This window comes from Streptomyces sp. AHU1 (genome assembly GCF_045343905.1).
GTDB classification, from domain to species: domain Bacteria; phylum Actinomycetota; class Actinomycetes; order Streptomycetales; family Streptomycetaceae; genus Streptomyces; species Streptomyces triticiradicis.
On record NZ_CP174284.1, the window covers coordinates 530,267 to 546,246 of the forward strand.

Annotated in this window: 5 protein-coding genes and 1 pseudogene; 5 read left to right on the forward strand and 1 reads right to left on the reverse strand. The window is 65.7% G+C overall.

Going from position 1 to position 15,980, the window contains the following annotated elements; genetic code table 11:
* Positions 1–14 precede the first annotated feature (14 nt).
* Positions 15–9,329 carry an amino acid adenylation domain-containing protein gene (locus tag ACICHK_RS43185; protein ID WP_406841817.1) on the reverse strand — a complete coding sequence of 3,105 codons (9,315 nt, stop codon included), beginning with the start codon at positions 9,327–9,329 and terminating at the stop codon, positions 15–17.
* Between the two features lie 979 nt (positions 9,330–10,308).
* Between ACICHK_RS43185 and ACICHK_RS43190 the strand changes: the two genes are divergently transcribed.
* The 5 genes and pseudogenes from ACICHK_RS43190 to ACICHK_RS43210 all read left to right on the forward strand — a co-directional run bounded on the left by ACICHK_RS43190 (position 10,309) and on the right by ACICHK_RS43210 (position 15,883).
* Entirely contained in the window at positions 10,309–11,283 is a 975-nt protein-coding gene (locus ACICHK_RS43190; RefSeq protein WP_406841818.1) for an MHYT domain-containing protein, read from the forward strand.
* A 1,260-nt stretch (positions 11,284–12,543) separates the two neighbouring features.
* Positions 12,544–13,284, forward strand: a complete 741-nt coding sequence (locus tag ACICHK_RS43195; protein ID WP_406841819.1) for an SDR family oxidoreductase — start codon at positions 12,544–12,546, stop codon at positions 13,282–13,284.
* A gap of 1,084 nt (positions 13,285–14,368) precedes the next feature.
* Entirely contained in the window at positions 14,369–14,737 is a 369-nt protein-coding gene (locus tag ACICHK_RS43200; RefSeq protein WP_406841924.1) for a WhiB family transcriptional regulator, read from the forward strand.
* A 358-nt stretch (positions 14,738–15,095) separates the two neighbouring features.
* Positions 15,096–15,257, forward strand: a pseudogene (locus tag ACICHK_RS43205) (hypothetical protein); the annotation flags it as partial.
* Positions 15,258–15,682: 425 nt separating this feature from the next.
* Positions 15,683–15,883: a hypothetical protein gene (locus ACICHK_RS43210; RefSeq protein ID WP_406841820.1), complete on the forward strand. Its 201-nt coding sequence runs from the start codon at positions 15,683–15,685 to the stop codon at positions 15,881–15,883.
* Positions 15,884–15,980: the final 97 nt, after the last annotated feature.

Below are 15,980 nucleotides of genomic sequence, written 5' to 3' on the forward strand. Positions count from 1 at the left end.
TGGGCGCTCTCCTTCTATGGCTCGCGATGGGGCTGGTGACTGGTGGACGACTTCGCCAGTGCAGAGACGATGGCCTCGGCGACGGCGTGCACGTGCGGGGCCGCGACGATTCCGTAGTGGTCGGTAGCCAGGGACTGCCGCACGGCGGAGCGGGGAAGGAGGGCACCCCACTGGCTGCTCGCCTCCTGCGGGTCACCGGGAGCGGGTACGCCCGCTGTGGGCTGTTCGGCCATCCACAGAACAGTGGGGGTATAGGTGAGCGGTTTCACCTGGTGCTCGCCCAGGCTCTGCAGATTTGCCCGGCAGCAGCGGGCCAGTCGTTCGGCGTAGGCCTGTGCGTGGTTGCTCGACAACGCGGATGCTCCGCTGCCGAGTTCGGCGGCGAACACAGTCTCAAGGTGGCTCTCGTCGTATGAGGCGACCAAGACGTCGGCCTGAGGCGGGGGCGGGTCGAGCAGGTAGAGCCCTTGTACCGCTCGTCCGCGCACCTCTGCGATGCTGGCCATCTCCATGGCTACCCGGGCCCCGAAGGACCAGCCGGCCAAGTGCAGTTGACGGTCGACACCCTTAAAACGTTCACCGAGCGCGGCGTCGTAACGGCGCGCGCGTTCGGCCACCGACCATGCAGGCATATCTGCATTACGGAGTGCCGGGTCTGCGATGAGACACACGGTGGGCTCGGGCCCGAGCGAGGCCACCAGCGATCGGTAGGCCTGGATGTCGCCGCCCACAGGGTGCACCAGGCACAGGACAGCCGAGCCGGTTCCTTCCTGCCAGATGTCCAAAGCCACCGGAGTAGCGATGTCTTCGGTTGCCATAGGTGTGGGCTCGGCGGGTGCGAGAGACTCCTCGAGGTGCTTGAGGACCTCGCTGAGGCTGACCCGATGACTGAAGGATGCCAGGTCGAATTCGACGCCGAAGTCGTCCTCGATCTGCGCGATCAGGGTGAGCAAGGTCAGTGAATCCGCACCAAGGTTGTACAGCGAGTCGTCCGGGTCCAGCTCGTCCACGCCCAGCAGCTCCTGGATCACCTCGGCCATGGCGCGAGCTCGTTGATCGGCGCTGCTTGCGGCCACGGTGCCCGACGCGCCACCCGCACGCTGCGCCGGTGTAGCGACAGCGGCAGACGGTTGCGTGCGGTCTTCCGCTGCTGGGGAGTAGAAGACGCGGGATGCTTCGATGTCGGTCGTGGAGACAAGAAGTTGCGGCAGTTGCAGGGCCAGGGCATGGGCGAATACGGCTTTGCCCTCCTCAACGGTGAGACCGACCTCAAGATGGGCCTGATGGCGGCTGTTCGAGGCCAGGACCTGAGTCGCCATTCCCGTATCACGCCAGATATCCCAGTTGATTCCTATACGGATCGTGGTGTCCTTGTCGTCGGCGCGGTGGTGAGTGAGCGCGTCGAGAAGGCTTGCGCCGCCTGCGTAATCGCTCTGGCCCACACCCCCGAGCAGGGCGGACATCGAGGAGCAGTACACCGCGACCTCAGGATGGAAGGCCTTGATCAAGTGCTCCACGACGAGTGCGCCGTTGTCTCGGGCCGCGGCGGCCTCGCGCATCTCGGTGGCGTCGCGTCGTACGAGCAGGCTGCCGAATCCCAGCCCAGCAGCATGGATCACACTATCCAGCCGCGGCGTAAGCGCGGCGACTGCCGCGGCCACCTCGTCCACGGGAGTGGTCGCCAAGTCCGCCGCGACCAGCCTGATGCGATCGGCCCAGCGGGTCAGGTCTTCGGGCACGTGCGGATTTCGTGACAGCAGCAGCACTTGGCCACGGGTGTGCTCCAGCAGCCAGGCTGCGATGGCGCGGCCGATGCCACCCGTGCCGCCAAGAACCAGGTGAACCGAGTTGTCACCGGAAGGCACGGCGACCTCGGCGGCGGACGGCAAGGCCATGGGTATTGTGCTCGCGCGCCACCAGTAGCCCTGCCGCAGCGCCAACTGCCTGGGCAGGCCCGGGCCTGGCGGGTCGTGGGGCACCCGGCGCGCTTCGTCGATGATCGTGGCCACGGATGAGGCCCAGCGGGTGAGGTCGTTGTCGGGCAGGTCCAGCCAGTGGCCGGCCAGTGCACTCTCCTGATGGGCAACCTCCACCGGTCCCGCCAGCAGCGCCAGTTCGGGCCGCTCCACCGGCCCGGTCACGGGACGGGCGCTGTAGGACAGCCACCACACGCGCGGCGACCTGCTGCGGCCGGAGAATGCCTGGGCCAAGGACGCGGTTGTGTCCAGGCACACGTGCCGGGCATGTGCCAGCGTGGCTGGCCCGACGGGCCCGGCTACATCCAGGGGCAGCGCGTGCACCCATTCCATGCCGGTCAAGCGATCCTCGCCGCTTTCCTCGGACAACGCGTCGAGCAGCAGGCGCAAAGACGCGGGATCGGCGAGGTCGGCCTCGAAGACGTCCTTCTCGGTGCGGCTGAACGTGTCGGAGGGGTGCACCCGTACCACGCGTGATGCGATGGAATCGAAGGGGGCGAAGGCTTCCAGCGGCGTGCTGGCGGGCGCCACGATCACCACGAGGGATGCGCGGTCGGCTGCCGGGTTGGGTCTGATGCCGGCGGCCCGCCGTAGGCGGACCCAGCTCGGCTGGTGCAGCCAGTTGTTCTGGGGCAGCCGTTCGGGGCGCCCGGCGACGGCCTTGGGCGTGCGGTCGAAGTTGTACTCCGCGAGCGCGAAGGACGGAGGAGGAAAGTCCCAGGGTGCCGGCACGAGGCCGGTCTGCCAGTCGATCGCCCCGCCAGCCGTCCATGCCTCGGCGAGGTCGTGTGCTGTACGCCCGTGAACGGCAATCGGGGCAGTGTCCGGGTCCTCGACGCCAGGTGCGACGTTCCCCGAGGCCACCGAACGCAGCCAGCGGACCGCGGAAGCGGCGTCTACCACAGGCGCCGCGGCTCGCAGTCGCCGGGCCGGACGCCCGGCCTGGAGGTGGCGCAGCACCGCCTCGTACTGCTCTGGCCGCTGCTGCAGGTAGTCGGCAATTCGGGCTGCGTCGACGGTCAGGGCGTCCGTACTAGAGGCGGACAGGACCAGGCACTGCGATGTCGTGCCGGATGCGGCGGATCGGCTCCCGGTGCCCTTTTCCAGGATGACGTGAGCGTTGGTGCCGCCGATACCGAAACTGCTGACCGCGGCAACCCGTTCGCGTCCTTCGGGCCAGGGGGCGGCCTGGACGGGGACGTGGAAGGGGGTGGGGTCGGTGCCGATCTCCGGGTTGAAGGCGCGGAAGTTGATGTTGGGCGGGATGGTGTCATGGTGCAGGGACAGGACGGTGCGCACGAGACCTACCACGCCCGCAGCGGCGCCCATGTGGCCGAGCTGGCTCTTGACGGAGGTGAGTGCACAGCCACCGGACTCGCGGACAGCGAACGCCTGGCGCAGCGCGCTTACCTCGATGGGGTCGCCCAACCGGGTTCCGGTTCCATGTGCTTCGACGTAGGCGAGGTCCCTGCCGGTGCGTCCGGCGCGGGCCAGGGCAGCCTGGATCACCTCACGCTGTCCGGCCAGCGACGGTGCTGTGTAACTCATCTTGCCCGCACCATCGTTGTTGACCGCTGACCCGGAGATGAGGGCATAGACAGTGTCACCGTCACGCAGCGCTTGCCGTAGCGGTTTGAGGACTACAACCCCGACCCCGCTCGCGCCGACCGTCCCAGTGGCGTCGTCGCTGAAAGGCCTGCAGTCCCCGTCTGCGGAGAAGATGTGCTGCGGGCGGTAGCGGTAGCCGCGGGTCAGCCCCGTATCGATGAGTACCCCTGCGGCGAGCATCACGTCGGCGTCGGCCTGGCGGAGCAGGCCAGCCGCAAGGTGCACGGCGACCAGAGAGCTGGAGCAGGCCGTCTGTGCGCTGAAGGCGGGCCCGGTCAGTCCGAGGTGGTAGGCCACCTTGGTAGTCAGGAAGTCCTTCTCGTGGTGCAGGGCAAGCTGGAAGCCGTCGGGCAGCCGGGCAGGGTCTGCCTCGCGCAGCAGGTCCTGGAAGTAGGTGTTCTCCCCGGCACCGGCCACTAGGCCTACACGTGTGTTTGATGTGTCCGCGATGCCGGCGTGTGCCAACGCCTGGACACAGGCCATCAGCAGGTGACGTTGCTGGGGGTCCATCAAGCGTGCTTCTTGTGGGCTGATGCCGAAGTGACCGGGATCGAAGTCGAGCATCCCGTCGAGTGTGCTGTGCGCGCCGATGACACCGTCCGGGGCGTCGAAACGCCGGATGCCGGTGCCGCCCGAGACGACCAGGTCCCAGAAGGCGGCCAGATCCGCAGCGCCGGGTACGCGCACAGCCATGCCGACAATCGCGATCGGCTCGTCCGACGCCAGGGGCGCGCTGCTCTGCGGGGCCGAGACGGTGGGTGAAGCGCCGCTGGGGAGGCTGTCCCCGCCAGCGAGATGGCGGGCCAGAGCACGGACGGTGACGTGCTCGAACAACTCGGCGATGCTGAAACGCAGGCCGAGTTCTGTGGTGCAGCGCAGGTGAAAGCGCATGAGGGTGAGGCTGGTGGCGCCTGCCTCGAAGAAGGTCTGGTCCGGTTCGATCGGCGATCCGGTCACCGTCTCGAAGACAGCGGTGAGCTGAGCCTCCTGCGCTGAGAGGCCGAAGCGAACGCTTGCCGAACGGCGTATTTCCTCACCCGGCGCAATCAGGGCCGCCTTGCGGTCCAGCTTGCCGCTGGGAGTGCGCGGCAGTGTCTGCAGTCTGCGGAAACGGTCCACGCGGACGTAGGAAGGCAGCAGTGCCGAGAGATGGGAGGCCAGGTCGTCGGTCTGCGGGGTGTCGCCACGCAGCTCCAGGCAGGCCGTCAGCCGGCCGCCGTCTGCGGCGACGACGGCGTTGACCACCGCAGGATGACGCAGCAGCGCCGCCTCGACAGATCCGAGTTCCAGCCGGTGTCCGCTCAATTTGATCTGCTGGTCGTCGCGGCCTGCGTAGTGGAGCAGGCCGTTACGGTCAAACCAGGCCATGTCGCCGCTGCGGTAGAACAGGCCTTCGCCTGGCAGCTCGACGAAGCGTTCGTCGTTAAGGCCGGGTTCGTCGAGGTAGCAGCGTGTGGTCATGGTGCCGCCGAGCAACAGTTCGCCGGTGCAGCCGGGCGGGACCGGGTCGCCGTGGGAGTCCACCACCCGCAGATCGGCACCGGCCACCGGCTGGCCAATGGCCGGCCGCTCAGGCCACTGATGGGGGTCGCCCTCCAGACACAGTGAGCTGACCACATGGGTCTCAGTCGGTCCGTAGTGGTTGAAGAGACGGGCGCCGGGCAGCTGGGTGAACCACCGGCGGATGGTGTCGGTACACACCAACTGTTCGCCCGCAGTCACCACTTCGCGGAGTCGGGAGGGGTAGCTGCCTGTGCGAACGCCGTACTCGGCGAGTAGCTGCAGGGCCACGTAGGGCATGAAGATCCGCTCGGTGCCGGCGGACTCCAGCCGTTCCAGGAGCGCGGGGGCGTCCTGGCGCCACGCGGGATGGATGAGCTGAAGGCTGCCGCCGGTGCACAGCGTTCCGAAGATCTCCTGGAAAGAGACGTCGAACGACAGCATGGAGAACTGCTGTGTGGCGGCCGGGGCCGTCAATCCGCCAGGACCGGACTGCCACTGGATCAGGTTGCACAGCGTGCGGTCGGAGATCTGCACGCCCTTGGGGACGCCAGTGGAACCGGACGTGAAGAGTGTGTACAGCGGCCGGTTCCCTGAGCGTGCGGACTCGTCGTCCAAGCTCGTCACACCACGGCCCGGCTGGGGTGCCAGGCTGCTGAGGCTGATGGGATAACGGACCACGCCGTCCGCGAGCAGGGCATCCAACGCTGGTGTGCTGGACGGTGTGACCAGTACGCACAGCGGGTCGAGTCGCTGCAGGACATGACGCAGTACTTCAGCCGGGTAGGACGGGTCGAGGGGGACGGCGGTGATGTTCAGGCGGGCCAGCGCCAGCAAGGCCACTACATGCTCGACGGACGGGTCCAGGTACAGAGCTGCCCGGCAGGGACTGTCGTCTGCGGGGATCGGGTAGCGGGTCTTGAGATCCGCAGCAAGAGCTGCGGCATGGGCGTCGAGCGTGGCGTAGCTGAGGGTACTTCCGTCGGCCGTGACGATGGCAGGGGAGTGGGGGGTACGGGCAACCTGACGTGCGAAACCTTCGGCGACGGTGGTGAAGCCTGCTTCCGGGGCGGGACCGCGTCCGTGGGCGGGCAGGGAACGGCGGAAGGGGGCGACCAGTTCCCGTGCGGTGGAGCGGCCTCCCGAGGCGAGAGCATCCACACCCCGACGGAACAGCTGAGCCATCGCTTCGACGGACTCATCGGTGAAGAAGCCCTCGGCATACTCCCACAGCAGATCGAACCCATCGGGGTGTTCGAGGACGGAGACCGTCATCGGGCACTTGGCCTCCGGCGCCGCCCACCACAGGGGCTTCTGTGTGCAGCCGGGCAGCCGCAGTGCCTCGAAGTCAGTGTTCTCCAGGACAAAAAGGATGTCGAATGGGGTCTCGTGGCCGACGGCCTCCCCGCCGGTCAGCACGTCCGTGAGGGCCACGTCCTGACGTTGCAGCACTCGTCCGCTCTCGGCTCCCATGCGGATGAGCTGGGCACGCAGCTCTTCGCTGGGCGCGACTGCCACGGGCAGCAGCACGGTGTTCGCCATCATGCCCACGCTGTGTTCGAACTCGCGGACCAGGCGGTTGGCCACTGGTGCAGCGATGCGGGGGCGCACCAGGCCGGTGACGCCGTACAGGCTCCAGGAGAATATGCCCAGCAGAACCTGGAAACGGGTCAGGCCGAGTTCGGCGCAGACCTGGTCCACCTGAGCCCGGCGTACGACGTCGAGAGAAGTGTGCAGCAGTCGCGCCCGGGGCGCCGGCCGGCTGTCATGGACGGGCAGTGGGTCCTGGGGCTCTTCCAGGCTGCGGTAGTGCGCCAGGAGTTCCTTGCGCTGTGTCTCATAGGCCGCTTTCGCGAACCACTCGCTCTGCCAGGCGGCGAAGTCGAGAGGGCTCGGAGCCGTTGCCGTATCTGGGCCTGCGCTGGTCTGCGCAGTGTCGGCGTATCCAGCGGACAGGTCCTGCAACAGAACGCTCAGCGACCAGCCGTCGACGGCGATGTGGTGAAGATGCAGCAGCAGTGTTCCGCCGTCACCGTCGGGCAGCCAGCAGGCACGCAGCATGCGCGGCACGGCCAGGTCGAACGATTCGGCGAAGAAGACGTCGGCGTATGCGTGCGCTTCTTGCTCGGTCCAATGCCGCTGTGTGCCTGGATCATGCCAAGGGTCGTAGGCTGCGCCGACCTGCTGCCGAAGGCCTTCCTGCCCCAGAACGAAACCTGTCCGCAAGGCCGCATGACGTGCGACCACCGTCCGCAGCGACTGCCGCAGCGCGGTGGCGTCGACGGGGCCGTCTATGCGGAAAGCTTGGTGGACAGAGTACGCCCGGGAGCCGGGCGCGCGGCGCTGCAGAAGCCACAGACGCTCCTGCTCGCTCGTTACGGGGCCCGAGAGGGCTCCGGTGACCTTGGCCACCGGGTACGCACCTTCCTCTGCGGGGCGGCCTGCGGTGACAATCCGGACGATGCCGGCCAGGTCTCCGTGCAGAACGGCTGACTGGGTCACGTCACAGCCCCACCGCTGCCGGACGGCGAAGGAGAACTTCAGGGCTTTGAGCGAGTCGCCGCCGCTGGCGATCCACTGGTCGGCAAGGGTCAGGCCCGTCGCCCCCAGAATGCCCTCGGCCAGCTGAAGGACCTCGCGCTCGGTTTCGGTTGCGGTCGCAGCCTCGGAAGCGTCCGGCCGCCAGGGCTGGCCGGCCTGCTGCACCAGTGCGGCCTGGTCGACCTTGCCGTTGGCGTTGAGAGGCAGTTCCTCGACGAGGTGAATCTGATGAGGGCGCATGTAGGCGGGCAAGTGCGCTGTGAGGTGGCTGCTGAATTCGTCGTAGGACAGCTCCTGGCGCAGAACGAGGAACGCCAGCAGTTCGTTGGGCCCCTCCTGGCCAGCGCGCCGGGTGCACACATAGGCCTGTCGGACCGCCGGGTGGGCCACGACGTGCCGTTCCACCTCGCCAGGCTCGATCCGGAAGCCGCGGACCTTCACCTGGCGGTCGGTGCGTCCGATGTACTCCACCCGACCCTCATCGTCTGCGCGCACAAGATCACCAGTGCAGTAGAACTGCTCTGCACCGCCGTCGAGCCACGTGAGTCGTACGAAACGCCGCTCTGTCTCCTCGGGCAGGTTGCGGTACCCAGCCGCCAGTCCGTCACCGCTCAGCAGAAGTTCGGCGACCTCGCCGGGCGCGGCGACGCGTTCCTGGCCCGGCACCACCAGGACGGCACCAGTCCCTGGCAGGGGACGGCCGATTGGGACCACGTCGGCGTCGAAGTCCCGTGGAATCACGTGGCACAGGGCGAAGGTGCTGGACTCCGTCGGCCCGTAGACGTTGATCAAACGAGTGTCACTGTCTGGATTGTCCCGGTACCAGCGGCGAATCACCCGAGCATTGAGCTGCTCACCGCCCACGAGGACCTCACCGACCGACGCGAAGCAGTCAGGTACTGCCGACACCATTGCGTTGAACAGTGCTGTTGTGATGAAGAGGCTGTCCACTTGCTCGCGCCGCAGCGTCGCAGCGAACCCCTCGGGCGTCGCCACGTCCCCCTCTCGCAGGATCACACAACAGCCACCGGTCAGCAGGGGAACCCAGACCTCGAAGCTCAGCGCGTCAAACGCCGGGTTTGCCAGGCAGGCATAGCGCAGCGCGGGCTCGGTGCGGATATAGCCGGGCCGGGCCAGCCGCAGGATGCCGGCGTCACGTACCTCGACTCCCTTGGGACGTCCGGTTGTTCCGGAGGTGTAGAACAGGAAGGACGCCTTGCCCGCGGAGGATGGCGCCTGCACCGGAATCCCGACATCCGGGACCTCGGCCAGCACGCTCTCAACGGTGAGTGCCTTCAAACCCTGCGGAAGCTCCAGTGCGGTATCGACGCCAGCATGCACCAGGACGGCTGCCGCGGAGTCCTTCAGTATGAAACGGCGGCGATCAGCGGGGCTCTGCGTATCCACGGGCACCACCTGGGCACCCATCCGCAGAATGCCCAGCATCACACAGACCAACTGCCACGAACGCGGCAGCGCCACAGCCACTGCCTGCCCGGCGGTCACTCCCTCGCGGCGCAGAGTCTCGGCCACGACATCCGCCGCGGTCTGGAGCTGTGCGTAGTCCATGCGCACGCCGCCGTCGATGAGGGCAGTTGCCCCCGGTGTGCGCAGAGCCTGCCGGTGTATCTCCAGAGCGAGGCCGGTCGAAGTGACCGAGGCTTGGAGCAGTCCGTCCGGGGACATGTGGGTGCGGGGTTCCATTACGCCTCCTGCAGGCCGAAGAGATTCGAAGCTGCAAGCAGCTGGAGGCACCGGATTAGTACGCCCCGATTCAACAGTTCCCGCCCACGCTCGGGCGTCGGCACGTTGTATGCCGCATCAGCGTCTGCGTCCGTCTGCACCACGCCCCATAGCCGGTCCTGTACGGACTCCAGGTACTTCAGAAATACTCCGGTGCGCAAGTGACGGACGGCTGTTGTTCGGGGGGTAGGCACGGATTGACCTTCACGAGAAAAGGATATGCGGGAAACGGGATTTTTTTGTTTCGCAATGCCGGAGAGTTTGGAATTTCAGGCAGGGGCGCGTCACCGTTTCCCTAGACGGGTGGTTCGCCCCGGCTTTCCGGCTCAGAGGGTGTGGGCTGCTCGTTTCGCGGAGAGCCCTCGAACGGGCCGCACCTGCGGACAAGCCGACAGAGCAGGGTCACTGGAAAACCTTGCCTAGTCCAATTGTGGCGAGGCGTTCGGAAGCCGACAACAGGTCAGGGATCTATGCCTATGCGAGCCCTGCGTCGCCGCACAGGGAATTTTCGATGTCGCCATCACTTAACGAAACTCCGTTGACTGTTGGCGCAGATTGCAGAGAGGAGCAGCTTTCCCTAGCTCTGCCGGTACTTAATAATTCAGTTCCGCCGACATTAATTTCACATTCGCCAAATGGTCAACAGTGAGCTGCGTCACGTGTTTTATCTGTCGCGAAACCCACGTGTCGCCGCAGGTGGGTGACTGTAGGGCGACTGGCTGAAAATAAGCGACGAGGATTCGGTATTGATGCACATTCGGGAAAATTTCATGCCTGGTTGGGCATCGATGCTGGAAATCTATTGCTTGCCGTGTTCGTGCTATCAAGTTGAGCGGCAACGCCAATGGTGCACCGCTTGCAGTCCCTTCAATTGTTGAACTTGCAACAACATGAGGATGCCTGTAGCTCTGTCTCCACTTAATCTTCACGAAGGGGTGTCATGTACGGCACGGTCAACGGATTCAGCTACGGGTTGATCACACCCATATCGGCTTACATCATGGCGTGCCTGGGCGGTGCCCTGGCGCTGCGCTGTGTCACCCGTTCCCTCTTGGTGGAACGATCCTTCAAGGCTGGCTGGCTCGCGCTGGGTGCAGTAGCGCTCGGATGCGGGATCTGGGCGATGCACTTCATCGCGATGATCGGCTTCCACGTCGAGGAGGTGTCCATCAACTACGATGTACCGCTGACACTGCTCAGCCTGGCTGTAGCCATTGCGGTGGTAAGTCTGGGCGTGTTCATCGTCGGGTACCTCGGCGCAGGGCGTATCAGCCTCGGCCTGGCGGGAGTCACCATGGGCCTCGGCGTGGCTGGCATGCACTACATCGGCATGGCCAGCATGAGATTCCATGGCACTCTTCAGTACCAGCCTCTCGTCGTTACCGCTTCAGTGGTCATTGCAGTGGCGGCCGCAACTGCCGCACTCTGGGCCGCTGTTACCATCCGAGGATTCCTGCCCAGCCTCGGCGCCAGTCTCGTCATGGGGGTAGCGGTCAGCGGTATGCACTACACCGCGATGATGGGTCTGACCGTGCACCTGCACGAACAGGACACTCCCGACTTGGGTTCACCACTGGGCAAGGTACTGATCCCGATGCTTCTCGGTCCTCTCCTCTTCCTGCTGCTTGCCGCGGTGATGGTCATGTTTGACCCGCTCTTCATTTCGGGTGAGGGTTTTGGCGAAGGTCCGGCCAAGCGTGCGAAAGCTGACCGATCTTCCGTATTTGCCGAGCCCGGACGTAACCGAAAGCGGCACTCGTCTGCCACCTACCCTGTATCGATGACCGGGCAGGTGTCTGATCAGCGCGTCGTGGGCTCCTCTTCGCGCAGCGAGGACTGGCCCCCCTACGATGCGTCCAGTGCCGATCTTTGGCCCAACAGCCCGGCTCCGTGGGTAGACGGCGCCGAATACTGACTGAGCGGCCAGGTCAGTTGCTCGGATATGCCTTTCCGAGGAGTGGTCACTGGCCTGATGTGCGGAACCGGATCGAGTCGTTGCCGGCTGGTCCGGTTCGTGGTCACGGCACTTGCAACGGAACATCACTGACCTTCAGGGGACGGCCCTGGATTCCAAGAGGCAGAGCCTGCACGGCCGCTGAGGTGCCCGTCAGTGCGCCGAGTTGAGCAGCTCGTTGAACCGCCCGGGCATGAGTGGAGGCCTCAATTCCTCACACCGCCTGCGGCCGGGCTGGTGTTGAGCGCAGGCATTGGTCCTGTACCCGCGGAGTGGGACGTTGACGATCGGGAGAGGGCTCGACTCCGTGCCGATTGTTCTCTCCCGCCGAACACTGACGGTGATCCAACGATGTCGGCATCCCCTGCACGGCCGAACGCCCGGCGCTGGGGCTGACGAGAACCAGTGGACCTGGAGGAGAGCCGCCTACTTGCGCTCGGTCTATCAGCCGAGGGGCGCGCGGTCATCCTGTGACCGACAGGCCTTCGGGACGCGATCACCTCCTGGCGTGCCGCTGGCTTGCAGGATGCGCGGACAGGTGCGGAGGCCAGCCCCGCAGATCTCCACAACTGGCCGATTGCTTAACGCATGTGCGGACCGGTCAGCGACGGGGTGGGCATCTAGGGCGCCACGCCGGGCACCCTCAGCATAGGGACCCGTTCGGCCCCGGCAGAGGGACGGACCCGTCACGCAGTCGGCGGTCCGGCTGCACGCCGGATCACGCATCTTCTGTGGTGAAAGAAGCAGCACTGCAAAATTGAAGGCGCGCCCTAAAGACTCTCTCCTCTTGCCCGAAAGGGCCATCTTCTCGTTACTCTTCGTGTCGACATAGCAGCGATGAGGCATCGGCGCGTATCTCGCAGGACAGTCCGGTGACGGACGGCCGCCCTGGACGCGGCCCGATGAGCTGAACCTCGGCAGCCGTGACGCCGGATCAGGCCCATGTCGATCCCCTGGCAGCCGCTGCCAGTTGACCTGGCGTCGGCCAAACACTCGCCCGAAGGTCCGAACCAGGGGTTCTGTATGCGACATGTCATGTTCGGATCGAATCGCTGCCTGCCATGTTCTGGCACTCGCCTCGAACGGCGTCCTGCCCTCGGCCGTCCTCACCCCTGTTGTGCCGAGATGGAGCATCTACGCTGGCGAGACGCCGATGAGCGGCGATCAAAGCATCAAGCCGACCGGGAGTAGACATTCCTGCTTCCATCACTGGGAGACCACATGACTTACAGCGCCACGCGAGCGATCGACAAGACTGTCGCCGTGATCACCGGAGCTAGCGCCGGCATCGGTGCGGCAACCGCTCGTACCCTGGTCGATGCCGGAGCCCGGGTCGTGCTGGGCGCGCGCCGCAAGGAGCGGCTCGATGAGCTCGTCGACGAACTGGGTGAGGAAAACGTTGTCGCGGTAGCAGGGGACGTTCGAGACCCTGGATTCAACGAGACCCTGGTCGCCGAAGCAGTGGATCGGTGGGGCCGGATCGACACCGTAGTCGCCAACGCGGGAATAGGCGCCTACGGCGGCATCCTGGACCTCGAGGACGACCACCTGCGCGAGATGGTGGAGACCAACTACCTGGCCACCGTGTGGACGGTGCGCTCCGCGGTGCGCCGCTTCCGCGCCCAAGGCGACGGCGGCGACATCGTGATCGTCAGCTCGGTGGCCGGCTTCCGGGGAGGAGCCGACGAGGCAGTCTACGCGGGCACAAAGTTTGCGCAGGTCGGCCTCGCCGGTGCCCTCGACCGCGAACTGCGCGCTGAAGGCACCCGGGTGACCTTGATCTGCCCGGCCGGCACCGCGACCGAATTCGCCATCGGCGCCGGCCGTGAGGAGGGTTCTCCCGAACTCGACGCATACCTGCGTTCCGACGACGTCGCTCACGCGGTGCGTGTAGTTCTCGAGCAGCCCCGCTCGGTGCGAACGACGGTGTGGCAGCTCTGGAGCGCCCAGCAGCAGAGCTGAGACGGGCACGCGGCTACGAATGTGCCGACAGCACCGCGACCCAGTGCGGAGGACGTCACTCTCAGACCTCAAGGATGGCGAAACTGGGCCAGAACTTCCTGCAATGCAGACTGCATGAGGGACGGTTGTCACCCCACCAAGCGCTCTAAGCCATCAATGGTGAGCCGTCCCTCATCGAGCCGGACCTGGCGGCGCAGACATGGACACCGCCGCCCTATGCGGGTGATCGGGCCAGCACTGATGCACCAGTGTCGGGTGCCAGGCCGGGCGTCGGAATGCTCCTGGCGCGGCAATCCTGATCGCGCGGGGAGCACGCCGGCCGCCCAGAGATGGACAGAAGTGCGAGGTCGCGTTCCTGCTCACGCCCATGGAACGGGGCCGGCGTAAACAGAGGACTGGCCTCTGGTGCCCGTAGAGCCGTAAAGCTTGCGAACACTCCGGCTGCGGACCACCTCTACCACAATCCGACTCACAACAGCCGCTATTGCAGTTGCGGGTCGAGTCCGCGAGGAGTCAAACGCACCTTCTCTGGGACCCGCACGGGCCGAAGTGCGCATCTCCGAGGCCACCAGACTCCGTCGGCGGCACTCAGCCATTGCCACAGAGGGAGGATCGAAAGCGCTTTCCTGTAGTGCTCCATCCGTTCAGCGCTGAAGCATTGCACGTCCACCCGGACGTCTAGCTGCTGAAAAACGGACACAGCAACATCGGCATCTGCATGGGAACAACCCTATGCGGGGCCTAGGCGAGGAACTGTCGGCAGGAACGCTCGGCGTTCTTTCACGTCTCGAGTACGCGGATGTTCCACTTTGTCACCGTGCGGGTGATCGTTGACAGCGTGGTCTTCGGTCTGGTCCCGCACGCCGTGCAAAGGGCGAAGAAGAGGGCGCCTGAACCGGGCTCTGTCCCAACCACCTCGAGGCCATCGCCCGTGCGGGTCAGCGAGGCGGACAGACCCGGACCCCCGGCGTTTCTCGGTCCGCATCCATTCGGCGATAGTCGGCTACTGAGCCACTGGCCGAATAGCGGCCATAAGACGATCACCAATGGCGCACGCAGTTGCCGTACGGTTTGCGGACTACGACTGCCCAAACGACGGCGGCTGGTCGGAACAGGAGAGGACGGTGTCGGGGTGGTCGGGGACGATCAGGAAGCCTGGGGTGCGCGAGCGTCGTGCCGTACTGCTGCTCCGGAGGAGCTGTTCGCTGAGGGTGCAGCGCAGAACAGAGCCAAAGTCATCTGCAGCCGGTGTCCTGTGCGCACCGAGTGCCTTGCCCATGCACTCGATCACCGTATCGAGTACGGGATCTGGGGTGGTATGACTGAACGCGAACGACGGGCTCTTTTGCGCCGTCGCCCCCTGGTCACGTCCTGGCGCCGCCTCCTCGAAGCCGCCCGATTGGAACATGAGCGCGTCGTTGGTGCTGAGCATGGACAAACCTGGCAAGCCTAACTGACTGTTCTCTATTCGCTCGCGTGGTCGTACGGCTTCGAACGGGGCCCTGGTTCGGGTGAGTTGTCTGGTGCGGGTGCATGGAAAAAGGGCCTCTTGGTAGCTCGCCGATGTCGAGTCCAGCGAGAATCAAAAGGCCCTGTTGTTGAAGTGCCGCTTGGTCGTGGTCACCCAGTCCAGTTCGTCCACCCGTAGGTGTGACTGCCTCGCCCACAGGTTCGGGAACGCGGCCGACCAGCCGGATCGTCAGCCCTGGTACGGCTCGGACACGAGCGACTCCGAATGGGCTCTGGTGAAGAATCTGCTGCCGGTTCCGGACTGGCTGGCGGGCCAGGGAGGCTGACCAGAGGGCTACTGCCACCGGCAGATAATCGATGCGGTGCGCTACATCGTCAACAACGGCATCAAGCGGCAGGCGATGCCCGCCGACTTCCCGCCCTGGCCGCGCGTGAGGGACCGCACCCATGGCGAAAGTAGGACCCTCAGCTGTGTTGCGCGCCAGCCACGGCGGGCGAGCTAGACCGACGCGCATGGTGTAAACGATGTGACCAGCGGGTCCGATACGGCCTACAGTTGATGAACAGGAAGCCTGCCATCAGGCGATACCAGGCAACATAGGATGCAGGCCCTGGTCACGGTTGTGGCCGGTCCTGACGCGCGGGCGGGCTACGCTGTCCCGCTGTTGATGAGACCAGCTCAGGATGGTTCCAGGCCCGGGTCATGTCTGCAGGATGGTAGAGGGTCTAGACATGCCACGCTCGGAAGCCGGTGTCTTCAACCGGAGCGGATTCTCCACTCGGTAGTGTCGCCACTATGAGCGGACTTGACCGTCACCGACAGCGTGCGGCCGCGCAGTTGCTGAGCTTGTGGGCCGGAGACATCTACGACGCCAGCTTCGAAAACTCCACCCCCGCATACGTACCACTCGCGTGGGCCGTAGACACAATGGGACATCTGCATGGCGAACTCCCGCGCGCCGAAGGGGTCACCTACACGCAGCGGGTGGAACGGCTACGCATCTGGGCCAACTACCTCGGCATCGACCTGCTCCCCTCTGCTGACGGCGGCATGTACGGCGAACTCGAGTACACACCCGAGGGGCCGTGCGGCGTCATGATCCGCGTCACCGTCGCCACACCGAGATGACGACGCCAAAGACCGCAGCGGCTGCTCTCGCCCTCGGTAGCGCAAAAGGGGCAGCCCGGCCCGGCCAGAGCGTTAACAGAGCCGGGCTGCAGTTGAG